The following is a 20,375-nucleotide window of genomic DNA, read 5'->3' on the forward strand; positions in this document are numbered from 1 at the left end:
ACCATGTCAAACATCACCGAAGGCGACAAAGTGCAGTGGAACTGGGGCAATGGCACCGGCACCGGTACTGTGACCAAGGTTTATACACAAAAAAGAACCCTCAAGATCGACGGTGCCGAAGTGACGCGCGACGCCACCGAGGATGAACCCTCATTCTACATCGAACAGGAGGACGGAAGCGCTGTGTTCAAGTCCGTCACAGAGGTAGAGCGCGCCTGATGTCATTCGCGGACCTGCAAGGTCAGACAGACCTGATCTATTATCCTGACAGTGAACCGGGCATTCGTCGCAGGCGCGCGGGACGTGGATTCAGCTACCTTGCCCCCGACGGAACCCGCATTGATGACCGGGCAGAGCGCGCCCGGATCGGTGCCTTAGGCGTTCCGCCTGCCTATGATGATGTCTGGATCTGCCCGCTCACGCTTGGGCATCTTCAGGCGACAGGGTTCGACGAAAAGGGCCGCAAGCAATATCGCTATCATGCTGATTGGACTGAACTGCATGCGCGCCTGAAATTCGACCGCCTGACTGAACTGGCAGACAGGCTTCCTGCCTTGCGGCGCTGGATCGAAACACGGTTGCGCGGCGATGTCGGGAATTTCGAAACGGCGCTTGCCGCGACGCTGGCCCTGATTGATCGCGCATCGATGCGCGTCGGTCACAGCACCTATTCAACCGAAAACGGCAGCTACGGGGCAACGACGCTCTTGCCGGAGCACCTGGCGGTCGAGGATGGCCACCTGCGGCTGGACTATGCTGCGAAAGGCGGCAAACAGGTCGAAAAGGATCTGTATGCCCCGCGTCTGGCCGCGGTCCTCGAGGATTGTCAGGACCTGCCGGGGGCGACGGTGATCAGCTATCTGGACGATAGCGGTGCCGCCCATCCCATCCGATCAGAGCATATCAACGCATTGCTGCACGACATCTGCGGCGAGGACGTGACGGCCAAGACGCTGCGGACCTGGAACGGAACCCATGCTGCGTTTTGTGCGGCACAAGGCAACGATACCGTCACGATCAAGGCGATGAGCGAGGCTGCGGGCGCGCGATTGCACAATACGACGACCGTGGCGCGCAACAGCTACATTCATCCAGCGGTGATCGCATTGACCGAAATCACACCCGAGGCCCGGCAGAAACTGTTCGCGCGTCTGGATGATACGCCTTTGGTTGACGGGTTGCGTGCGGGCGAGGCCGCATTGGCGACATACCTGCGTAGCGGGTGATCACATCAGCGGGCGGCGCGGCACCAGATCGGTTTCCACACCGGCGACAGCCGCCAGTTTTTCCGTGTCGTTGATTGTCAGCTGACCGTCGGACCAGTTCACCAGCTGGCTTTCGCGCAGATGGCCCAGCGTCTTGTTGGTGTGAACCAGGGACAGGCCCAGTGCATCGGCGATATCCTGTTGCCTGAACGGCAGATCCATCGCGCGGTTGCGCACCAGCCCGATCATCCGGCCACGTTCGAAGATCCGCAGCAGCGCCCATGCCAGTGATTGTTTTGCCGTCCGTTGACCGACGGTCGTCAGGGCTTCGCCCAGGAAGTGTTCCTCGACTGCGGCGAGCCACGTGATGTCAAAGGCGCGTTCGGGGTGGGACTTGAAGAAACTGAACAGCTCTGACCGGTTGAACACGCATAATGTCATTTTCGACCGGGCCTCGACCGAATGTGACATTTCGTTCATCAGCCCGGATTGCAGACCGATGAAATCCCCCGGAAAAACAAAGTTCACGACCTGGCGCCGCCCGTCTGCCGTCGTTTTGTAGCGGATTGCCATGCCGCGCAGCGCCGTGAACAGCTGCGGACTGTTCGAGCCTTCGATCAGAAGGGGCGTACCGGGATCGACGGTCAATTCACCCACCTTGAATTTCTGCATTGTCTGCACGTCGCTGTCGGTCATGCCGACGAACAGCGCCTGTTTGCGCAGCGGGCAGTTTTCGCAAAGTGTCGCCATCGCCCGTCTCCTCGGTCACCGGTGCTGTTGTCACGGCGGGCCGTGCTGTCATGCGTATTGTGAGGACGCGGTGGGGCTTGTCCATGAAAAAACCCCCGCCCGTTGCCGGGCGGAGGTCAGTGCGTTCAGTCGAAAAAGGGGATGCCTTACAGCAAACCTTCGCGCTGGGCCTTTTTCCGTGCCAGCTTGCGCTGACGGCGGATCGCTTCGGCCTTCTCGCGTGCCTTCTTGACGGAGGGCTTCTCGAAATGTTGCTTGAGCTTCATTTCACGAAACACACCTTCACGCTGAAGTTTTTTCTTCAGAGCACGGAGCGCCTGATCGACGTTGTTATCACGAACACTAACCTGCATGTGGTTTTCACCACCTTTCTAGTCAGATTTGCATAAATTGCAGGAATTGGTCCTATAGCCGCGCTGCACTAACTTGTCTAGTCTGCTGACAGGCAAGGAGAACCGATGATGTATACCGATCCCGCCAAGCGCGCGCTACTTGACGCGATACTGCCGCATGTCGCCTTTGATGGCTGGTCCGAAGATGCGTTCAAGGCCGCCATCGCAGCGTCTGATGTGACGCCGGACCGTGCCCGGTCGCTGTGCCCGCGCGGTGCAACCGACCTTGCCGTGCTGTTTCACACCGAGGGCGATCGCAAGATGAAAGAGGCGCTGGCCGAGGCTGATCTGGCCGATCTGCGGTTTCGCGACCGGGTCGCCCGTGCATTGCGCATCCGCCTTGACGTGACAGAAGACAAGGAGGCGGTGCGCCGTGGCACGACGCTGTTTGCGTTGCCGCATCTGGCCCTCGAAGGTGCCAAACTGATGTGGGGCACGGCCGATGCGATCTGGACCGCGCTGGGCGATACATCCGACGACGTGAACTGGTACACGAAACGCGCGACGCTGTCGGGGGTCTGGGCGTCGGTTGTGCTGTACTGGCTGGGCGATCAGTCTGTGGATCATACGGCAACGGATGATTTCATTGACCGCCGCATCGATGAGGTCATGCAGATCGAAAAACTGAAGGCCAAGGTAAATGCCAACCCGTTGCTGAAACCGCTGACCGGCCCGTTGGGCCGGCTGGCCGGCATGGTCCGTGCGCCAGCGGCTCGGCGGGATTTCAAGGTGCCGGGCATGTGGCGCAAGGCCGGACCACGATGATGCAGGCCGTTGAAATCGCCAAACCCGGTGGCCCGGAGGTTTTGACCCTGACCGACCGCCCCGTGCCGGTGGCCGGGGCAGGGCAGGTGGTGATCAAGGTGGCCTACGCAGGCGTGAACCGCCCCGACGCCCTGCAACGCGCCGGGGCCTATGACCCGCCGCCCGGCGCATCCGACCTGCCGGGTCTGGAATGCGCGGGCGAGGTTTACAGCGTCGGGCCCAGTGTGACCGGGCTGTCGGTTGGTGATGCGGTTTGCGCGCTGTTGCCCGGCGGTGGCTATGCCGAATATGTCGCAACCCCCGCGGCACATTGCCTGCCCGTCCCAAAGGGGCTGAGCCTGAAACAGGCGGCCTGCCTGCCAGAGACTTTCTTTACCGTGTGGTCCAACGTGTTCATGCGCGGTGGGCTGCGGGCCGGTGAACGGCTGTTGGTACACGGCGGATCATCGGGCATCGGAACCACGGCCATTCAATTGGCCCATGCGTTCGGGGCGCGGGTGTTCACCACGGCCAGCACCACGGCCAAACTGGATGCCTGTCGTGACCTTGGGGCAGAGGTTCTGATCAATTACCGCGACGAGGATTTCGTCAAGATCGTGCGCCAGCACGGCGGGGCCGATGTCATTCTGGACATGGTGGGCGGTGCCCATATCCAGCGCAACATCAACGCGCTGGCTGATGATGGACGTCTGGTGCAGATCGCCTTCTTGGGTGGTGTAAAGGCCGATGTGAATTTCGTGCAGATGATGACCCGGCGATTGACCCTGACGGGCAGCACCCTGCGACCGCAAAGCGATCTGGCCAAGGCACGGATTGCCAGCGACCTGCGCGAACAGGTCTGGCCGTTGCTGGCGGCAGGCCGGATCGGTCCCGTGATGGACCAGGAATTTGACCTCGCAGACGCCCATGCGGCGCATGCCCGGATGGAAGCGGGCGACCACATCGGCAAGATCGTGTTGCGGGTCGGCTAGACGACGCGCGTGCATCGGGCTGCGCCCGGCACGACGCCCCGCCCGCCGTCCCCTATTGGCGGGGCGGAAAACCCTTGTAGACAGGCAGACGCCACCCCAGCGTGATGCTGCCAGCCCGCAGGGCGAAGGTCGTCATTGCGCAGACGAGCAATGGTGCAGCCCCATTCAGGCCGAACGCCTGACAGGTCACCGCAGCCCCCGCCCCCGCGAGGGCGCAGGTCACGTATAGCTCTCCTTGTTTCAGAACCAGCGGCACTTCGTTGCAGACAACGTCGCGCATCAGGCCCCCGAAACACCCCGTAGCGATGCCCATGATCAATACGATTGGCCAGTCCATGCCCATAGCGCGCGCGACGCCGACGCCTGCGGGCACGGCCACCGCCAGTGCCAGGGCATCGAACCAGACGATCCCGGCATAGCGGCTTTCGAGTCGGTGGGCCGTGAAGAAGACGATGATGGCCGCAATCCCCGCGACGGCGATATAGGTCGGATCCGCGATCCAGAACACCATGTCGCGGTTCAGCAAGACATCGCGAAGCGTGCCCCCGCCGGTCGCCGTCAATGCTGCAACAAAAACAAAACCCACCACGTCCAGCTGCGCGCGGCTGGCGACCAACGCACCGGTAATCGCAAAGATGAACACAGATGCATAGTCGAGTGCGACCAGAATCGGCATCAGGTCGGGCAGGTCTACCGCGATCATGGTTTGAAGGGTGCCATGCCGGCCCGCGCAAGCGCATCGGCGCGTTCGTTTTCAGGATGGCCCGCGTGCCCCTTGACCCATTCCCAGCTGACGTCATGGGATTGCGTGGCGGCATCAAGCCGTTTCCACAGCTCTTCGTTCTTGACGGGTTTTTTCGCGGCGGTTTGCCAGCCGCGTTTTTTCCAGCCGTGGATCCAGGTCGTGATCCCATCCTTGACGTACGAACTATCGGTTACGATCGTGATCGCACTTCGTTTCGTCAGGGACTCCAATGCGCTGATCGCGGCCAGCAGTTCCATCTGGTTATTGGTCGTCTTGGCGGCACCGCCCTGCAATTCGCGTTCCTTGATCACGGTGTCGCCTTCGCGTGCGATCAGCAGGCAGCCCCATCCGCCGGGGCCGGGATTTCCGGAACAGGCACCATCTGTATAGGCAAAAAGCTTGGTCATGGATCAGGTCTTTCGGCGGGTAAAGCTGCGCCTCTCATCACGGGATGTGGTCGCGGTGTCCAGTCCCGTGCGCGTTGCGTTACAGGATCAGCGGCAGGAAACTGATCACGACGATGCCCGTCAGCAGGCCGCGCAGTTTCATCCACCACGGTGGGGCCAATCCGGCCTGTGCGAATTGCCAGTCCAGCAGCAGCAGGCCGACGAAACCCGCAACAAGGTTCATCGCGGCCGTGGTCGGCCCACCACCGACCATGAAGAACGCCCAGAGCGCGGGGATGACTGACAACGCATAGGGCAACCAGCGGTCCTGTCGCGTGGCAAAGCCCCACAGGACACCGGACATGAACGACAGGATCACACTGCCGTATGACAGCTGCACAAAGGGTGCGGTGAATCGTCCGCCCAGCGTCAGAAGGGCCCAGTCGCCCAGTGCCGGCACCATTGCCGTCAACGCGCCCCAAAGAAACGGCAAAAGCCCGGCAAGGCCCAGAACAAGTGGTCCGGTCGGAATGCGAAACATCGGTGTCGGCCTTCGTGCTTGGTTTGGTCAGATGCGCTGGTGATAGATGATGTGCCGGGCTTTGCACAACGCGACACGTCGCTTTGTGGCCTTTGGTGTCGGAAATAGTGCGGACATGGCGATGAAACGCGATCCAAATGCCTGTGAGGATGAACCAGCGAGGAGGCGTTGGCATGGATTTTCTGACACAGGCGGTTGCGACCGTGGCAAATGCCGATCACGCACCGCTCGAGGCTTTTGATGACCCCCGGCACGGCACCGTGCAGTGGCGGACGTTGTTTTCCGGTGACCGGACCCAGACATCCAGCCTGACGCTGGGGGTGGCGGAATTCGGACCGGCAGGGACATTGCATTCGCACCGCCATTCGCCCTGCGAGTTCTACTTTTGTCTGTCGGGGCAGGGGATCGTAACGATCGACGGAATTGACCACGATCTGCGACCGGGCGTTGCCCTGTACATACCCGCCGATGCCGAACACTGCGTCGTGGCCGGAGAGGACGGGTTGCGGTTCCTGTATGGTTTTCCACAGGATCGGTTTTCAGACGTCGACTACCGCTTTTCCGCAGAGGCCGATCCGGTTCTGCAGGCGGCTGTCGCGATCTGATGAGGACGCGCCTCAGGCGGGTTCGCGCAGAACGCGTGGCACCTTGAATTCGACGTTCTCGACTGCGGTTTCGACCATTTCGACGGTCACCTCGTAACGATCCTTGAAGGCCTGAATCACCTCTTCGATCAGAGCCTCCGGGGCGGATGCCCCGGCGGTGATGCCCATAGACGTGATTCCGTCCAACGCGCGCCAGTCGATATCCGCCGCGCGCTGGACCAGTTGGGAATAGGGGCAACCGGCCTTGGTGCCGACCTCGACGAGGCGTTTGGAATTGGACGAATTCGGCGCACCGACAACCAGCATGGCGTCGCACTTCGGGGCCATCGCCTTGACCGCCTCCTGGCGGTTCGTCGTGGCGTAGCAGATGTCTTCCTTGTGGGGGCCGACGATTGCCGGGAATCGGGTTTTCAGCGCCTCGACGATATCGATGGTGTCGTCCACCGACAGCGTGGTCTGGGTGACGAATGCCAGCCTTTCGGGGTCGCGCACGTTGACCTGCGCTACGTCCTCGACCGTTTCGACCAGCAACACGTCGCCCTCTGGCAATTGTCCCATGGTGCCGATTGTTTCGGGGTGCCCCGCGTGGCCGATCATGATCATCTGCAACCCGTTGTCAGCGTGGCGCTGCGCCTCGATATGGACCTTGCTGACCAAGGGACAGGTGGCGTCCACATAGACCATCTCGCGTTTGGCGGCAGCGGCGGGGACCGCCTTGGGCACACCATGCGCCGAAAAGATGACGGGCCGGTCATCGGGGCATTCGTCCAGCGTTTCGACAAATACCGCACCCTTGTCGCGCAAGCCGTCGACCACGAATTTGTTGTGCACGATCTCGTGCCGGACGAAAACGGGCGCACCCCATTTGTCCAACGCCATTTCCACGATCTTGATCGCGCGGTCGACACCGGCGCAGAACCCGCGCGGCGCGGCCAGGTAGAGTGTCAGGGGCATCTTTGACATGGGGTGCCTTTCGGTCCGTGTGCCGTCTAGATAGGCGGGCAGATGCGGCAGGTCCAGTGTGCGGTTTTACCCAGACAAAAGGCCCGCAGGATCATGCTGCGGGCCTTGCATCGGTTATTCAGTCTGCGCGGGGCAATCCGTGTGTCATTCCACGTTTTCGTCTGCCTGGACGCGTGGCTCGCGCGCTGGACGTCCGATCACATCACGCAGTTCGTCCAGTTCGATGAAGTTATCGCACTGCCGGCGCAATTCGTCTGCGACCATCGGCGGTTGGCTGCGAATGGTCGAAACCACGGAAACGCGCACTCCCTTGCGTTGGAGCGCTTCGACAAGCGGGCGAAAATCACCGTCACCGGAAAACAGCACGATGTGATCGACATGCGGGGCCAGTTCCATCGCATCGACGGTCAGTTCGATGTCCATGTTGCCCTTGATCTTGCGACGGCCCATGGAGTCCGTGAATTCCTTGGCCGGCTTGGTCACCATGTTGAAACCGTTGTAGTTCAACCAGTCGACCAGCGGACGGATCGGAGAGAAGTCGTCGTTTTCCAAAAGCGCCGTGTAATAGAATGCGCGCAACAGTTTGCCGCGCCGCATGAATTCCGCGCGCAGCAGTTTGTAGTCGATATCAAAGCCGAGCGCCTTGGCTGCAGCATATAGATTCGCCCCGTCGATGAAGAGAGCCAACCTTTCGTCGCGATAAAACATCACATCGCCTTTTTGAAAGCCGTTTTAAATTTTCAGAAACAGAGGCTAGCACTTGCCAAAGTAATGAACAGACCGGCGCTATATGAGAACGGGTAATGAGGTTGCAAGCAGACCGTGACGGCACCAAGCAGAATCGCGCTTGTCGCATTGGGGGGCAATGGGTCTGACGCGCCGGGTGAGCGTCAGCAGGCTGTTTCAATTGCTGCGAGAGCCGTCGCTGCTGAATTGGCGGGGGATTCTGACGTGCGGCTGTCTGCGCTATATGACACGGAGGCCTATCCCGTTGGAATTGGTTCGGATTTTACGAATGCGGCAATGGCGATCCCGACGCTGCTGGAACCCCAGGATATTCTGACGCGCCTGCATGCGATCGAGGCTGATGCGGGTCGCATACGCCAGAAAAGATGGGGTCCGCGGCCGATTGACCTTGACCTGATCGGGTTGGGTGACCTGGTATTACCTTGCGTCACGACGCAATCGGCATGGCGCAACATGTCCTTGGCGGATCAGCAGGAACGTTGGCCGGCGGAACTGATCCTGCCGCATCCACGGGTTCAGGATCGGGGATTCGTGCTGATTCCACTGTGCGATGTGGCTCCCGACTGGGTGCACCCCGTGCTGGGTAAATCCGTCCGGCAGATGTGTGCCGATCTTCCGGCGGAACAACGCAAAGGTGTCGTGAGGTCGCCACGACAAGAGGCTTGACAGAACGGGAAATCGGGTTGTCTTTCGGGGCGATGCGTGGCAAGAGCAGGGCTTGCTATCCATTTCGGACAACAACAGGAGTGTGCCGATGGCCCGCGTTACCGTCGAAGATTGTGTCGACAAGGTCCCGAACCGGTTTGAACTCGTCATGCTGGCCGCGCATCGTGCGCGTGAAATCGCAGCAGGTTCGCCCGTGACCGTCAGTCGCGACAACGACAAGAACCCTGTCGTGTCCCTGCGCGAAATCGCAGATGAGACTCAGCAGGCCGACGATCTGCGCGAGCGCATGATCGAGGCGAACCAGACCCAGATCGAAGTCGATGAACCCGAAGAGGACCAGATGGCCCTGCTGATGGGTGCCGAATCGGACAAACCGGTCGAGGACGACATGTCCGAAGAAAAGCTGCTGCGCGCCCTGATGGAAGCGCAGGGTCAACGCTGACGGCCGGCCCCCGGCCCAGATATGAGAGTGCCGGACCACGATGACGACAGCCGATGACCTGATCGCACTGGTCCGCACCTACAACCCCCGCACGAATTCAGCATTGATCGCCGACGCCTATGCGTTCGGCGATCAGATGCACGAGGGGCAGTTTCGCCATTCCGGTGAAAAGTATTTCACCCATCCCGTCGCCGTGGCCGAATCGCTGGCCAAGATGCAGATGGATGATGCCACGATCATCACGGCCCTGCTGCATGACACGATCGAGGATACGCCAGCCAGTTTTTCTGTCGTGCAGAAACGGTTTGGTCAGGAAATTGCGGAACTGGTGGATGGCGTCACCAAGCTGACGAACCTCCAGCTGAACAGTCGCGAAACCAAAGAAGCCGAGAATTTCCGCAAGTTGTTCATGGCCACCAGCCGCGACCTGCGGGTGACCTTGGTCAAACTGGCCGACCGTCTGCACAACATGCGCACCATCAGGTCCATGCGCCCGGAAAAGCAGGCCCAGAAATCGCGTGAAACCATGGATATCTATGCGCCTCTCGCGGGGCGCATGGGGATGCAATGGATGCGAGAGGAGTTGGAGGATCTGGCGTTTCGCGTGCTGAACCCCGAGGCGCGCAATTCGATTATCCGCCGTTTCATCATGTTGCAGCGCGAATCGGGTGATGTGGTGAACCGCATTACATCCGACATCCGGGTCGAGTTGGAACGCGCCGATATCGAGGCCGAGGTCATGGGTCGCGCCAAGAAGCCCTATTCGGTCTGGCGCAAGATGCAGGAAAAGGATCAGGGGTTTTCCCGCCTGTCCGATATCTATGGATTTCGGATCGTCACTGCGACCGAGGGTGATTGCTACCGTATTCTGGGGGCGATCCATCAGCGTTGGCGCGCGGTGCCCGGACGGTTCAAGGATTATATCAGCCAGCCGAAAACCAACGGCTATCGGTCGATCCATACGACCGTATCGGGCCGCGACGGTCGCCGGGTCGAAGTTCAGATACGCACGCGCGAAATGCACGAAGTCGCCGAAACCGGCGTTGCCGCCCATTGGTCCTACAAGAACGGCGAGAGGGTTGAGAACCGATTTGCCGTCGACCCCGTCAAATGGATCAGCGCACTGACCGAACGACTGGAGGACGACGAGGATCACGACGCCTTTCTCGAGGCGGTCAAGCTCGAGATGTATACCGATCAGGTGTTCTGTTTCACCCCCAAGGGCGAGGTGATCAAGCTGCCGCGCGGCGCCACGCCGATCGACTTTGCCTATGCCATTCACACCCGCATCGGCACGACCTGTCAGGGGGCCAAGGTGGACGGCCTGCGGGTGCCGCTATGGACCCGTCTGAAAAATGGCCAATCGGTCGAAATCATCACGGCCGCCGGCCAGACGCCGCAATCGACATGGATCGACATCGCGGTGACGGGGCGTGCCAAGACGGCCATTCGCAAGTTCCTGCGCGAAGAGGACCGCGACCGCTACGTGCGACTGGGGCGTGAGCTGGTCCGTGTTGCCTTTGAAAATGCCGGCAAGAAGATGACGGAAAAGGCCCTGCGCACTGCGGCCAAGACGCTGGCGATGGGATCGGCCGATGACATGCTGGCCAGTCTGGGCAGCGCCGAGATTTCGGCACGCGACATCGTGCGTGCGATTTACCCCGATCTGGACACGCGCCCGACTGGTGAGGTTGATGCAAGCCGCGCTGTCGTGGGTCTGCGGGATGATCAGAAATTTCAGCGCGCGGCCTGCTGTCAGCCGGTTCCGGGCGAGAGGATCATCGGGATCACCTATCGCGGGCAGGGCGTGCGGGTGCATGCCATCGACTGCGAGGCACTGGTCGACTACGAGGATCAGCTGGACCGTTGGGTTGATCTGCGGTGGCAAGAGGGCCAACATAAACCCGTTCACGCCGTGACCCTGGACATCTCGATCACCAATGACGCGGGGGTGCTGGGACGGATTTGCACGTTGATCGGTGAACAGGACGCGAATATTTCCGACCTGAAATTCATCGACCGCAAGCCGGATTACTTTAGGTTGCTGATTGACGTGGATTTGCGGGACGCCGATCATCTGCACCGCGTCGTCACCGCCATCGAGGCGGATAGCAATGTGTCCAACCTGTCGCGGCAGCGTGATCCGGGGCAATCTGGCGCTTAACCGACGAGGCGAAGGGAAACCGGGTGTTCAAACGCAGGGACAGGCGATCGGCCTGGCGGGTCATGGCCTCTGCCGTGTATCCCGACGGCGGTTGGCGTCGGGCGTTCTGGTATGTCCAGCGTCGCCTGCAACGCCTGCCGGACACCCCCGAAAAAATCGGTCGCGGCGTCTGGGCGGGCGTATTCACCACATTCACCCCGTTCTACGGCCTGCATTTCGTCATTGCAGCGCTGATCGCACGTCTCATGCGCGGGAATATTCTGGCCGCGCTCATGGCGACGTTCTTTGGCAATCCACTGACCTACCTCCCGATTGCAGCGGCGTCGCTTGGGTTCGGGCGCTGGATTTTCGGGCTGGGTCCGCATCAGGACCCGCATTCCATCGGCACAAAGTTCATGAACGCGGGCAAGGACCTGAGCCATAACCTGTTGGCGCTGTTTACGCCGGCCAAGCCGGACTGGCACGGGCTGGCCATTTTTTACGACGATATTTTCCTGCCTTACCTCATCGGTGGCCTGGTGCCCGGCGCGATCTGTGCCACGCTTTGCTACTTTTTTGTGGTGCCTGTTCTGCGGGCACAGCAAAACCGGCGGCGCAAACGGCTTCAGGCCAAGCTTGAAAGATTGGCGCTGTCGCAATCCGGGGATGGCGAACCGGGGAATTCGGACTAGGTTCCGACCAGCACCGATTGGAGACAGTGATGACCGAAAAACTGCGTCTTGGCGTGAATATCGACCACGTGGCGACCGTGCGCAACGCGCGTGGCGGGGACAACCCCGACCCTCTGCGTGCGGCCCTGATGGCACAGGATGCTGGCGCAGACGGTATCACGGCACACCTGCGCGAGGATCGTCGCCACATCCGGGATGCCGATATGGCAGCCCTCAAGGACAAGCTTTCCATCCCGCTGAACTTCGAAATGGCGGCAACAGCCGAGATGCGCGACATCGCCTTGCGGACCAAACCGCACGCGGTTTGCCTTGTCCCCGAAAAACGCGAGGAACGCACAACCGAAGGCGGGCTGGAGGTCGCCCGGCAGGCAAATGTGCTGGCGGATTATTTCGCCCCCCTGCAAGAGGCGGGATGTCGTATCTCTTTGTTCGTGGCCCCCGACCGCGATCAGGTTGAGGCCGCACACCGCATCGGTGCGCCCGTGATCGAATTGCACGCGGGTGCATATGCCGACGCTTGGGCCGAGGGGCGCTGGGCTGACCGTGACGCTGAACAGAAACGTCTGGTCGATATGGCGATCTACGGGCATCAGCTGGGGCTCGAGGTGCATGTGGGCCACGGTCTGACGTTCGACAGCGTCGGTCCGATCGCGGCGCTGCCGCAGGTGCGCGAATTGAACATCGGACATTTCATCATCGGCGAGTCCATATTTCTGGGGTTGGATGGTGCGATCCGCGAAATGCGCGCCCGTATGGACGCAGCCCGCGCATGATTCCCACCGATGCCGAACGCGATGCCATGCGCGGCGTTGCCGATCACGCGCTGGACCTGCATGCGCAGGGCAAGGACATTGTTTTCACTGCGGCTGTGGTCAAAGACGGGCAGGTGATCGCCACGGCCCGAAACGAGGTTGGTGACACCAACGACGTGTCGCGCCACGCCGAGGTCGTCGCCATTGCCCGTGCTACCGACGTGCTGGGTGATCGCAGCCTCAAGGGGTGCACGTTGCTGGCGTCCTGTCAGCCCTGCGAGATGTGCCTGTCGGCGATGCGCTGGGCGGAAATCGATCGGGTGATCTTTGGCGCGCAACAGGCCAACAGTGCCGCTGCCTTCTTTCGGTTTCCAAAGCTGAAGATCAGCGATTTTCACGTCGCCTGCGACGGGGCATTCGATTACCTCGGCGGGGTCGAAGAGGACCGCCTGCACGTCATTTACGCGCCCGGAGGCGAGACATGATCCTCGGGATCGGGACGGATCTGGCCAATATCGACCGGATCGCGGGCACGCTGGCCCGATTTGGTGACCGGTTTCGCAACCGTGTCTTTACAGAAACCGAACAGGCCAAGGCTGAACGCCGCCACGACACCCCCGGCACCTACGCCAAGCGATGGGCGGCCAAGGAAGCCTGTTCAAAGGCACTGGGCACGGGGTTGCGCATGGGGATCGCGTGGAAGGACATGTCCGTCACCAACCTGCATACCGGTCAACCCGTGATGCAAGTGACCGGCTGGGCCAAGGACCGGCTGGACCAGATGACGCCACCGGGACACCGGGCCGTGATCCATGTGACGCTGACGGACGATCATCCCTGGGCACAGGCCTTTGTCCTGATCGAGGCGCTGCCGGTCACCGCAGACCCTGCGGCTTGACAGATGCAGGCCGTGCGATCATTTAGCCGTTCAGAATAAGGGACGGGATAGATCACATGGCCGAAAAGAATGGCATCGTCGCAAGCGTGATCGAGACCGTCAAAACCATTGTCTACGCGCTGCTGATCGCCGGCGTTTTCCGCACCCTGTTCTTTCAGCCATTCTGGATTCCGTCGGGGTCGATGAAGGACACGCTGTTGATCGGCGATTTCCTGTTCGTCAACAAAATGGCCTACGGGTATTCCTACGCCTCTTGTCCCTCGATCCTGATCCCGGCGCTGGGTGTTGACATCGGGGCCGATGATTTTTGCGGCATGTTCGAGGACAGCGACGATCGCCTGTTCGGGTCCGACCCCGAACGTGGTGATGTCGTCGTGTTCCGTCACCCCGTCACCGGGCGTGATTTCATCAAGCGCCTGATCGGCCTGCCGGGCGAGCGCATCCAGATTGTCGACGGTCAGTTGTTCATCAACGACGAAGCGGTGCCGCAGGTCGAGGCGGGGATCTTTTCCGAAATCATGGAACCGCAGGGGTCGGGTCGCCAGCGGCCGCAGTGTTTCAACGGTGCCGTCGGTGATGGTGCGGAATGCATCAAACAGAAATTCGTCGAAACGCTGCCGGGGGGCATCAGCCACGACATTCTGAACATCGGCAACCGGGCGCTGGACAACACGGGCGTGTTCACCGTGCCCGAGGATCATTTCTTCTTTATGGGTGACAACCGCGATAATTCGACCGACAGCCGCGTCGCACAGGTGGCGGGTGGTGTGGGCTTTGTCCCGCGCAAGGATATCGTGGGCCGCGCTGACCGCGTGATCTTTTCCTCGGCCGGGCGTTCGATGCTGGCGTTCTGGACATGGCGCGGCGACCGCTTCTTTGAGAAGATCGAGTGAAGGTCTCGGCGCAACTTGACGCGTTCCAAAAGCGCCTTGGGCACAGGTTTTCGGACGTGCGCCATTTGTTGCAGGCCGTCACCCACCCCTCGATGGCCAGCCCGCACCGTGACGACAACCAGCGGCTTGAATTTCTGGGCGACAGGGTTCTGGGTCTGACAATCGCAGAGGCGTTGCTGAGGGCGGATCCCGCCGCGGCAGAGGGGTTGCTGGCACCGCGCTATAATGCGCTTGTCCGCCGTGAAACCTGTGCAGAGGTCGCGCGCAGCATCGATCTGGGCGAGGTCATGAAACTTGGCCGGTCCGAGATGAAATCAGGCGGACGGCGCAAGGATGCGCTCTTGGCCGACGCGATGGAGGCCGTCATCGCGGCCGTTTACATGGACGGCGGGTTCGATGCCGCGCGCGATACGGTGCTGCGCCTGTGGGCCGACCGGATCACCAACGTCGCCGAAGACGCCCGCGACCCGAAATCTGCGCTTCAGGAATGGGCGCAGGCCCGTGGCGAGGCACCGCCCGTCTACACAGAGGTCGCCCGGTCCGGCCCCGACCATCAGCCCGATTTCACGATCGAGGCGCGACTCCAAAGCGGTCAGACGGCACGCGCCACCGCGCGCGCAAAACGACAGGCCGAACAAGCGGCAGCCGCCGCATTGCTGGAAAAGGTATCCCAATGACCGAAAACACGCGCGCCGGTTTCGTCGCCCTGATCGGGGAACCGAATGCCGGCAAATCCACCCTGTTGAACCGTATGGTCGGCGCAAAGGTCAGCATCGTCACACACAAGGTGCAGACCACCCGTGCCCGGATCCGGGGGGTGATGCAGGCGGATCAATCGCAGCTGGTCTTTGTCGATACGCCGGGTCTGTTCGCCCCGCGCCGCCGTCTGGATCGTGCGATGGTCGCCGCTGCGTGGTCGGGCGCAGGGGACGCCGATGTGGTCGTCCTGCTGATCGAGGCGCACCGTGGCCTGACGCCGGGTGTGCAGGCGATTCTGGATGTGCTAGCCGAACGCGTGGGCAAGGCGCGGGTGGCGCTGGCGATCAACAAGATCGACCGCGTGCAGTCGGAAACCCTGCTGGCCCTGACCGCCAAGATGAATGCGGCCTATGATTTCGCAGAGACCTTTATGATTTCTGCCGAACGCGGACATGGTTGCGACGCGCTGCGGGACTGGCTGGCATCCGAGGTCCCAGCGGGTCCGTGGCTGTATCCTGACGATCAGATCGCCGATGCGCCGCTGCGCAACATTGCCGCCGAGATCACGCGCGAAAAGCTGACCCTGCGCCTGCATCAGGAACTGCCCTATCAGTTGACGGTGGAAACGGAAAACTGGGAAGAGCGCAAAGACGGCTCTGCCAAGATCGACCAGTTGATCTACGTGATCCGCGATGGTCACAAGGGGATCGTGCTGGGCAACAAGGGCGAGACGATCAAGGCCGTGGGCCAGGCCGCGCGCGTCGAGATCGAGGAACTTCTGGGCCGCAAGGTGCACCTGTTCCTGCAAGTCAAAGTCCGGTCCAATTGGCTTGAGGACAAGGAACGCTACTCCGAGATGGGCCTCGATTTCAAAGACGGCGACACCTGAGCGATGCGTCTGACCGCTGACTTTTGGGTCGCGGCCTATCTGGCACGGTTGAGGGGCGCGGATATCCCCGCCTTTGTCGTGGCGCGCGGCGATGCGACGGCGGGTGCGGTGCTGGTGAAACTCAATACATTGGACGGGAACGCACAGGCGTTTCAGCGCAGTTTCGATCTGATGACCGGTGATCGGGTCTGGGTGACGCTGGCGGATGGTCCCGAAGCGGATGTCGATGCGTCCATCGCCAGACAACGTGGCTTTGACAGCGACCTGTGGGTGATCGAGGTCGAGGACCGCGCCGGGCGGCACCTGCTGGACCAGCCGGGATTGGAATAGGGGGCAGCGATGATCGCGTGGCGTGACGAAGGCATCCTGTTGTCGACCCGCCCGTTCGGCGAAACCTCTGCGATCATCGAAGTGTTCACCCCTGACATGGGGCGGCACGCAGGCGTCGTGCGTGGTGGTGTCAGCCGCAAGATCGCGCCGATCCTGCAACCCGGTGCGCAATTGTCCGTCGCATGGAAGGCGCGGCTGGGCGAACATCTGGGGTCCTTTACCGTCGAACCCGTCCGCAGTCGCAGTGTCGCGGCGATGGGCGACAGGCTGTCGTTGGCTGGGCTGAATGCAGTCTGTGCCTTGCTGTCACGCATACTGCCGGAACGCGAACCGCACGGCCCTCTCTATGTTCGGACGACGCAATTGCTGGATCTACTCGGTCAAACCGACGTCTGGCCCCTGGCCTATCTGCGGTGGGAACAAGCACTGCTGTCCGAGATGGGGTTCGGCATGGACCTGTCTGCCTGTGCCGTGCGTGGCACGAATGAGGATCTGGCCTTTGTGTCCCCGCGAACGGGACGCGCCGTCAGCAGGCAGGCCGCCGGCGAATGGGTGGACCGGCTGCTACCGTTGCCGCCGGTGCTGGCGGGGCAGGGTGATGCGACTAACGACCAGATCGTGATCGCCCTGACGACGACCGGCTATTTCATCGAACATCGGTTGCTTAAATCGCTGGGCAATGATCCGTTGCCGCCCGCCCGTGACCGGCTCGTTCAGGCCATGGAACGCGACACCTGAAAAGAGCCGACGGAACAATCGGCATTCCCGACCGGTTGAACGGTATAAATGGGGGACCGATCATGGACGATATTTTCAACATCCTGCTGCGATGCGCCATCATGGTGCCGGTGGTTGTCGCACTGACGCGGATTGCAGGGCTGCGGTCATTTTCAAAGATGTCTGGCTTTGATTTTGCGGTGACGGTGGCGATCGGTTCGGTGCTGGCCGCGACCGTCATGACACCCTCGACGCCGATCTCGCACGGGATCGCTGCATTGATCGGCCTGTTTGTGGTTCAAATGTTGATCGCACGGGTGCGGGCCAAGTCAGAGCGCGTGCGCAACGCCGTCGACAATGATCCGCTGTTGATCATGCGCGACGGCGAATTCCTCATGCACAACATCCACAAGGCGGGCATGACCAAGGCAGACCTGATCGGCAAGCTGCGCGAGGCGAACGCGCTGGAATTTTCAAAGGTGCGCGCCGCGATCTTTGAGCCGACGGGCGATGTCAGCGTCCTGCATGGCGACCGTTTTGACGATCGCCTGCTGGATGGTGTGCACGACAGCCTGTAATCAGGCCAACAGCCGCCGCGCGATCACCTGCGCCTGAATTTCAGCCGCCCCTTCAAAGATGTTGAGGATGCGGGCGTCGCACAGGATTCGGCTGATCTTGTATTCCAGTGCAAAACCGTTGCCACCGTGGATTTGCAGCGCGTTGTCCGCGCAGGCCCATGCCACGCGTGCGCCCAGCAGCTTGGCCATCCCGGCCTCCAGGTCGCAGCGGCGGTCGGCGTCTTTTTCGTGGGCACTGAAATAGGTCAGCTGTCGGGCGACCATGATTTCGACCGCCATCATGGCCAGTTTGCCGGACACGCGGGGAAAATCGATCAGCGATTGGCCGAACTGTTTGCGGTCCTGCGCATAGCGCATCCCTTCGTCCAGCGCGGATTGCGCGACACCGATGGCGCGGGCGGCCGTCTGGATGCGGGCCGATTCGAATGTCTGCATCAGTTGCTTGAACCCCTTGCCGGTCTCGCCGCCCAGCAGGTTCTCACCGCTGACCTTGAACCCGTCAAAGGCAAGCTCGTATTCCTTCATGCCGCGATAACCCAGCACCTCGATTTCACCGCCAGTGATGCCCTCGTCGGGGAATGGGGCCTCGTCCGTGCCGGGGGTTTTCTCTGCCAAGAACATCGACAGCCCGCGATAGTCGTCTGTGTCGGGTTCAGTGCGGGCAAGGACGGTCATCACATGGGTGCGGGCAGCGTGGGTGATCCAGGTCTTGTTGCCGGTGATCTGCCAGTCGTCGCCGTCGCGTGACGCCCGTGTGCGCAGCGCGCCCAGGTCGGACCCGGTATTCGGTTCGGTAAACACGGCCGTTGGCAAAATCTCACCTGATGCGAGGCCGGGCAGCCATTTTGCCTTTTGGGCATCGGTGCCGCCGCAGATGATCAGTTCTGCCGCGATTTCGGATCGGGTGCCAAGCGACCCGACGCCGATATACCCGCGCGAGAGTTCCTCTGACACGACACACATCGCAGCCTTGGACAGGCCGAAACCGCCGTGCTCTTCGGGGATGGTCAGGCCAAATACGCCCATCTCGGCCATCTCGTTGATGATCTCCATCGGGATCAGGTCATCATTGAGGTGCCAGTCATGGGCATGGGGTTCGACGCGTTCGCGGCTAAAGCGGCGAAACTGGTCGCGGATCATCTCGAGCTCTTCATCCAGACCGCTGCGGCCCACGGTCAGATCGGCGATGCGGTCCTGCATCAGCTGGGCCAATGCCGTGCGGGCGGCCTGCGTATTGCCATGCGCCATCAAGTGCTGAACCGGCGTCGTCAGGAATGCGGTCTGGTCGTCTTGGCCAAGGCCCAGATCCGCGAGGCGCAGTACCTCGGTCTGGTTCATCGGGATCCCGCCCGCAATCTGGGACAGATATTCACCAAAAGCGATTTGGTGAATCAGCTGTTCGACCTCGGTGAGGGTGCCGTCCGACGCCAATCTGTCCGCCCAGTGCTGCATCTGGTGCAGGGCTTGCGCATAGGTCGCAAGCCAGGCCAGCCCGTGGGTCGCGGTCTGCTGTGCCTCGATCAGGCGGGCCGACACACGTCCGTCCAGCGTGACGCGCGCGCCGACAACGGCCTTGGCGCGGTCCAGAACGGCATCCACGGCAGTCAGTGCCGCGCGCGTGGTGTCCAGCAGGTTGATCAGTACCGGGTTTGTGTCCAGATCCAGCGTTTGTCCATCGTGCGGCATCGGGTGCTCCGTCATTTGTGCATGCGCAGCACTACCGCCTTTGCGACCGCAGCGCAATATTGATGCGAATAAATATCCACTTTCGCACAAAAGTGTCGCACGCAATTCGCGGTGGCGTGTCCTGTCGGTCTGGCGCAATGTGCGGCCATGTCATTGTTCACAGATATCCTCCCCCTCGGTCTGATCCTGTTTGCCTGCGGCGTCACGTTACTGGGCGGCTTTGTCAAAGGTGCGGTCGGCTTTGCCATGCCGCTGATCATGATTTCCGGAATGGGCATTCTGATCGACCCGAAACTGGTGGTGGCGGGCATCATCTTTCCGATCGTGGTCAGCAATGGCTGGCAGGTGCTGCACGCCGGACTGGGGCAGGCGCGCGAGGCGGTGCGCGACCACTGGCGCTATGTGCTGGTGGTCTGCGTGATGATCCTGATTTCGGCCCAGTTCCTGACGCTGATCCCGACGCGGGTGATGTTCATTATCTTGGGCGTTCCTGTTGTCGTTCTCTGCGCGATCCAGTTGCTTGGCTGGCGGCCCCGGATTTCTGCGCAGCGCCGTAGGGTGTTCGAATGGGGGGCCGGATTTGCCGCCGGCACTTTGGGCGGTCTGGCGGGCACGTGGGGGCCGCCGACGGTGCTGTATCTGCTGGCGCTGGATACGCCACGCGCGCGGCAAATGGCGGTGCAGGGGGTCATCTATGGGGCGGGTTCAGTCATGCTGTTGCTGGGGCATCTGCAATCGGGCGTGATGAATGCCCGGACCTGGCCCTTGTCGGCGTTGCTGGTTTTGCCTGCGCTGGTTGGGATGTGGCTGGGTTTCAAGCTGGGTGACAGGTTCGATCAGAACCGGTTCCGGCGCATGACCTTGCTGGTGCTGATCGTCGCCGGCGCAAACCTGATCCGGCGGGGCGTGATGGGCTGAAT

General features: G+C 61.4%; 27 protein-coding genes. 19 read left to right on the plus strand and 8 right to left on the minus strand.

Features of this window, described 5'->3' with window-relative positions; translation table 11 throughout:
* The first annotated feature begins 3 nt into the window (after positions 1 to 3).
* Both AN189_RS02575 and AN189_RS02580 read left to right on the plus strand, forming a co-directional pair.
* Positions 4 to 219, plus strand: a complete 216-nt coding sequence (locus AN189_RS02575) for an HVA1 family protein (protein ID WP_056030753.1) — start codon at positions 4 to 6, stop codon at positions 217 to 219.
* Positions 219 to 1,226, plus strand: a complete 1,008-nt coding sequence (locus AN189_RS02580; RefSeq protein WP_056030476.1) for a DNA topoisomerase IB — start codon at positions 219 to 221, stop codon at positions 1,224 to 1,226. The genes AN189_RS02575 and AN189_RS02580 overlap by 1 nt, the downstream gene beginning before the upstream one ends.
* Here the strand turns inward: AN189_RS02580 and AN189_RS02585 are convergent, their stop codons facing one another.
* Both AN189_RS02585 and rpsU read right to left on the minus strand, forming a co-directional pair.
* Entirely contained in the window at positions 1,227 to 1,955 is a 729-nt protein-coding gene (locus AN189_RS02585; RefSeq protein WP_056030479.1) for a Crp/Fnr family transcriptional regulator, read from the minus strand. It abuts the gene before it with no gap.
* A gap of 146 nt (positions 1,956 to 2,101) precedes the next feature.
* On the minus strand, positions 2,102 to 2,308 hold the full coding sequence (gene rpsU, locus AN189_RS02590; protein ID WP_056030482.1) for a 30S ribosomal protein S21: 207 nt from the start codon (positions 2,306 to 2,308) through the stop codon (positions 2,102 to 2,104).
* Positions 2,309 to 2,413: 105 nt separating this feature from the next.
* On the opposite strand from rpsU, the gene AN189_RS02595 reads away from it, so the two are divergent.
* Together AN189_RS02595 and AN189_RS02600 are read left to right on the plus strand one after the other, a co-directional pair.
* Positions 2,414 to 3,112: a COQ9 family protein gene (locus AN189_RS02595; RefSeq protein WP_056030483.1), complete on the plus strand. Its 699-nt coding sequence runs from the start codon at positions 2,414 to 2,416 to the stop codon at positions 3,110 to 3,112.
* Positions 3,109 to 4,083 (plus strand): NAD(P)H-quinone oxidoreductase, encoded by a 975-nt coding sequence (locus AN189_RS02600; RefSeq protein WP_056030756.1) that lies wholly within the window; start codon positions 3,109 to 3,111, stop codon positions 4,081 to 4,083. The genes AN189_RS02595 and AN189_RS02600 overlap by 4 nt, the downstream gene beginning before the upstream one ends.
* 52 nt (positions 4,084 to 4,135) lie before the next feature.
* Here AN189_RS02600 and AN189_RS02605 read toward each other — a convergent pair whose 3' ends face one another.
* The 3 genes from AN189_RS02605 to AN189_RS02615 all read right to left on the minus strand — a co-directional run bounded on the left by AN189_RS02605 (position 4,136) and on the right by AN189_RS02615 (position 5,755).
* A complete protein-coding gene (locus tag AN189_RS02605; protein ID WP_056030760.1) occupies positions 4,136 to 4,759 on the minus strand; it encodes a trimeric intracellular cation channel family protein in 624 nt (207 codons plus the stop codon).
* Between the two features lie 23 nt (positions 4,760 to 4,782).
* The gene (gene rnhA / locus AN189_RS02610; protein ID WP_056030486.1) at positions 4,783 to 5,235 is read right to left on the minus strand and encodes a ribonuclease HI; all 453 of its coding nucleotides are present in this window, start codon (positions 5,233 to 5,235) and stop codon (positions 4,783 to 4,785) included.
* 79 nt (positions 5,236 to 5,314) lie between these two features.
* Positions 5,315 to 5,755, minus strand: coding sequence for a DUF3429 domain-containing protein (locus AN189_RS02615; protein ID WP_056030490.1), 441 nt, complete (start codon positions 5,753 to 5,755; stop codon positions 5,315 to 5,317).
* Positions 5,756 to 5,928: 173 nt separating this feature from the next.
* On the opposite strand from AN189_RS02615, the gene AN189_RS02620 reads away from it, so the two are divergent.
* Positions 5,929 to 6,360, plus strand: a complete 432-nt coding sequence (locus tag AN189_RS02620) for a cupin domain-containing protein (protein WP_056030493.1) — start codon at positions 5,929 to 5,931, stop codon at positions 6,358 to 6,360.
* Positions 6,361 to 6,372: 12 nt separating this feature from the next.
* Here AN189_RS02620 and ispH read toward each other — a convergent pair whose 3' ends face one another.
* Positions 6,373 to 7,323 carry a 4-hydroxy-3-methylbut-2-enyl diphosphate reductase gene (gene ispH, locus AN189_RS02625; RefSeq protein WP_056030496.1) on the minus strand — a complete coding sequence of 317 codons (951 nt, stop codon included), beginning with the start codon at positions 7,321 to 7,323 and terminating at the stop codon, positions 6,373 to 6,375.
* A gap of 144 nt (positions 7,324 to 7,467) precedes the next feature.
* The gene (locus AN189_RS02630; RefSeq protein ID WP_056030499.1) at positions 7,468 to 8,031 is read right to left on the minus strand and encodes an NYN domain-containing protein; all 564 of its coding nucleotides are present in this window, start codon (positions 8,029 to 8,031) and stop codon (positions 7,468 to 7,470) included.
* A gap of 114 nt (positions 8,032 to 8,145) precedes the next feature.
* On the opposite strand from AN189_RS02630, the gene folK reads away from it, so the two are divergent.
* The 13 genes from folK (at position 8,146) to AN189_RS02695 (ending at position 17,769) form a co-directional block, all read left to right on the plus strand.
* Positions 8,146 to 8,736, plus strand: coding sequence for a 2-amino-4-hydroxy-6-hydroxymethyldihydropteridine diphosphokinase (folK, locus tag AN189_RS02635; protein WP_056030502.1), 591 nt, complete (start codon positions 8,146 to 8,148; stop codon positions 8,734 to 8,736).
* Positions 8,737 to 8,824: 88 nt separating this feature from the next.
* A complete protein-coding gene (gene rpoZ, locus AN189_RS02640) occupies positions 8,825 to 9,178 on the plus strand; it encodes a DNA-directed RNA polymerase subunit omega (protein ID WP_056030505.1) in 354 nt (117 codons plus the stop codon).
* Positions 9,179 to 9,218: 40 nt separating this feature from the next.
* Positions 9,219 to 11,342, plus strand: a complete 2,124-nt coding sequence (locus AN189_RS02645) for a bifunctional (p)ppGpp synthetase/guanosine-3',5'-bis(diphosphate) 3'-pyrophosphohydrolase (protein WP_056030508.1) — start codon at positions 9,219 to 9,221, stop codon at positions 11,340 to 11,342.
* Positions 11,343 to 11,365: 23 nt separating this feature from the next.
* The gene (locus AN189_RS02650; protein ID WP_367379426.1) at positions 11,366 to 12,013 is read left to right on the plus strand and encodes a DUF2062 domain-containing protein; all 648 of its coding nucleotides are present in this window, start codon (positions 11,366 to 11,368) and stop codon (positions 12,011 to 12,013) included.
* Between the two features lie 29 nt (positions 12,014 to 12,042).
* Positions 12,043 to 12,786 (plus strand): pyridoxine 5'-phosphate synthase, encoded by a 744-nt coding sequence (locus tag AN189_RS02655; RefSeq protein ID WP_056030514.1) that lies wholly within the window; start codon positions 12,043 to 12,045, stop codon positions 12,784 to 12,786.
* The gene (locus AN189_RS02660; RefSeq protein ID WP_056030517.1) at positions 12,783 to 13,250 is read left to right on the plus strand and encodes a nucleoside deaminase; all 468 of its coding nucleotides are present in this window, start codon (positions 12,783 to 12,785) and stop codon (positions 13,248 to 13,250) included. The genes AN189_RS02655 and AN189_RS02660 overlap by 4 nt, the downstream gene beginning before the upstream one ends.
* Positions 13,247 to 13,663 carry a holo-ACP synthase gene (acpS, locus tag AN189_RS02665; RefSeq protein WP_056030520.1) on the plus strand — a complete coding sequence of 139 codons (417 nt, stop codon included), beginning with the start codon at positions 13,247 to 13,249 and terminating at the stop codon, positions 13,661 to 13,663. Before AN189_RS02660 ends, acpS begins: the two co-directional genes overlap by 4 nt.
* A gap of 56 nt (positions 13,664 to 13,719) precedes the next feature.
* Positions 13,720 to 14,556 carry a signal peptidase I gene (gene lepB / locus AN189_RS02670; RefSeq protein ID WP_172794841.1) on the plus strand — a complete coding sequence of 279 codons (837 nt, stop codon included), beginning with the start codon at positions 13,720 to 13,722 and terminating at the stop codon, positions 14,554 to 14,556.
* Positions 14,553 to 15,233 carry a ribonuclease III gene (rnc, locus tag AN189_RS02675; protein ID WP_056030523.1) on the plus strand — a complete coding sequence of 227 codons (681 nt, stop codon included), beginning with the start codon at positions 14,553 to 14,555 and terminating at the stop codon, positions 15,231 to 15,233. Before lepB ends, rnc begins: the two co-directional genes overlap by 4 nt.
* A complete protein-coding gene (gene era / locus AN189_RS02680) occupies positions 15,230 to 16,144 on the plus strand; it encodes a GTPase Era (protein WP_056030527.1) in 915 nt (304 codons plus the stop codon). The genes rnc and era overlap by 4 nt, the downstream gene beginning before the upstream one ends.
* Positions 16,145 to 16,147: 3 nt before the next feature.
* Positions 16,148 to 16,474, plus strand: coding sequence for a DUF1491 family protein (locus AN189_RS02685; RefSeq protein ID WP_056030530.1), 327 nt, complete (start codon positions 16,148 to 16,150; stop codon positions 16,472 to 16,474).
* 9 nt (positions 16,475 to 16,483) lie between these two features.
* Positions 16,484 to 17,212 (plus strand): DNA repair protein RecO, encoded by a 729-nt coding sequence (gene recO, locus AN189_RS02690; RefSeq protein ID WP_056030533.1) that lies wholly within the window; start codon positions 16,484 to 16,486, stop codon positions 17,210 to 17,212.
* 62 nt (positions 17,213 to 17,274) lie between these two features.
* Positions 17,275 to 17,769 (plus strand): DUF421 domain-containing protein, encoded by a 495-nt coding sequence (locus AN189_RS02695; protein ID WP_056030536.1) that lies wholly within the window; start codon positions 17,275 to 17,277, stop codon positions 17,767 to 17,769.
* Here the strand turns inward: AN189_RS02695 and AN189_RS02700 are convergent, their stop codons facing one another.
* Entirely contained in the window at positions 17,770 to 19,455 is a 1,686-nt protein-coding gene (locus AN189_RS02700; RefSeq protein ID WP_056030539.1) for an acyl-CoA dehydrogenase family protein, read from the minus strand.
* 147 nt (positions 19,456 to 19,602) lie between these two features.
* Between AN189_RS02700 and AN189_RS02705 the strand changes: the two genes are divergently transcribed.
* The gene (locus tag AN189_RS02705; protein ID WP_056030542.1) at positions 19,603 to 20,373 is read left to right on the plus strand and encodes a sulfite exporter TauE/SafE family protein; all 771 of its coding nucleotides are present in this window, start codon (positions 19,603 to 19,605) and stop codon (positions 20,371 to 20,373) included.
* Positions 20,374 to 20,375 lie beyond the last annotated feature (2 nt).

Origin of the sequence: Loktanella sp. 3ANDIMAR09 (assembly GCF_001420005.1) — a bacterium.
In the GTDB taxonomy this organism is placed as follows: domain Bacteria; phylum Pseudomonadota; class Alphaproteobacteria; order Rhodobacterales; family Rhodobacteraceae; genus Loktanella.

Bases quoted from the DNA above. Each gene is read 5' to 3' on its own strand.
- ispH (WP_056030496.1), bottom strand. From the start codon at position 7,323: ATGTCAAAGATGCCCCTGACACTCTACCTGGCCGCGCCGCGCGGGTTC.
- AN189_RS02700 (WP_056030539.1), bottom strand. From the start codon at position 19,455: ATGCCGCACGATGGACAAACGCTGGATCTGGACACAAACCCGGTACTG.
- AN189_RS02655 (WP_056030514.1), top strand. From the start codon at position 12,043: ATGACCGAAAAACTGCGTCTTGGCGTGAATATCGACCACGTGGCGACC.
- AN189_RS02685 (WP_056030530.1), top strand. From the start codon at position 16,148: ATGCGTCTGACCGCTGACTTTTGGGTCGCGGCCTATCTGGCACGGTTG.
- rpsU (WP_056030482.1), bottom strand. From the start codon at position 2,308: ATGCAGGTTAGTGTTCGTGATAACAACGTCGATCAGGCGCTCCGTGCT.
- acpS (WP_056030520.1), top strand. From the start codon at position 13,247: ATGATCCTCGGGATCGGGACGGATCTGGCCAATATCGACCGGATCGCG.
- AN189_RS02600 (WP_056030756.1), top strand. From the start codon at position 3,109: ATGATGCAGGCCGTTGAAATCGCCAAACCCGGTGGCCCGGAGGTTTTG.
- rpoZ (WP_056030505.1), top strand. From the start codon at position 8,825: ATGGCCCGCGTTACCGTCGAAGATTGTGTCGACAAGGTCCCGAACCGG.
- AN189_RS02660 (WP_056030517.1), top strand. From the start codon at position 12,783: ATGATTCCCACCGATGCCGAACGCGATGCCATGCGCGGCGTTGCCGAT.
- AN189_RS02620 (WP_056030493.1), top strand. From the start codon at position 5,929: ATGGATTTTCTGACACAGGCGGTTGCGACCGTGGCAAATGCCGATCAC.
- AN189_RS02585 (WP_056030479.1), bottom strand. From the start codon at position 1,955: ATGGCGACACTTTGCGAAAACTGCCCGCTGCGCAAACAGGCGCTGTTC.
- AN189_RS02615 (WP_056030490.1), bottom strand. From the start codon at position 5,755: ATGTTTCGCATTCCGACCGGACCACTTGTTCTGGGCCTTGCCGGGCTT.
- AN189_RS02580 (WP_056030476.1), top strand. From the start codon at position 219: ATGTCATTCGCGGACCTGCAAGGTCAGACAGACCTGATCTATTATCCT.
- lepB (WP_172794841.1), top strand. From the start codon at position 13,720: ATGGCCGAAAAGAATGGCATCGTCGCAAGCGTGATCGAGACCGTCAAA.
- AN189_RS02595 (WP_056030483.1), top strand. From the start codon at position 2,414: ATGATGTATACCGATCCCGCCAAGCGCGCGCTACTTGACGCGATACTG.
- AN189_RS02695 (WP_056030536.1), top strand. From the start codon at position 17,275: ATGGACGATATTTTCAACATCCTGCTGCGATGCGCCATCATGGTGCCG.
- AN189_RS02605 (WP_056030760.1), bottom strand. From the start codon at position 4,759: ATGCCGATTCTGGTCGCACTCGACTATGCATCTGTGTTCATCTTTGCG.
- AN189_RS02705 (WP_056030542.1), top strand. From the start codon at position 19,603: ATGTCATTGTTCACAGATATCCTCCCCCTCGGTCTGATCCTGTTTGCC.
- AN189_RS02630 (WP_056030499.1), bottom strand. From the start codon at position 8,031: ATGTTTTATCGCGACGAAAGGTTGGCTCTCTTCATCGACGGGGCGAAT.
- recO (WP_056030533.1), top strand. From the start codon at position 16,484: ATGATCGCGTGGCGTGACGAAGGCATCCTGTTGTCGACCCGCCCGTTC.
- era (WP_056030527.1), top strand. From the start codon at position 15,230: ATGACCGAAAACACGCGCGCCGGTTTCGTCGCCCTGATCGGGGAACCG.
- AN189_RS02645 (WP_056030508.1), top strand. From the start codon at position 9,219: ATGACGACAGCCGATGACCTGATCGCACTGGTCCGCACCTACAACCCC.
- AN189_RS02575 (WP_056030753.1), top strand. From the start codon at position 4: ATGTCAAACATCACCGAAGGCGACAAAGTGCAGTGGAACTGGGGCAAT.
- rnhA (WP_056030486.1), bottom strand. From the start codon at position 5,235: ATGACCAAGCTTTTTGCCTATACAGATGGTGCCTGTTCCGGAAATCCC.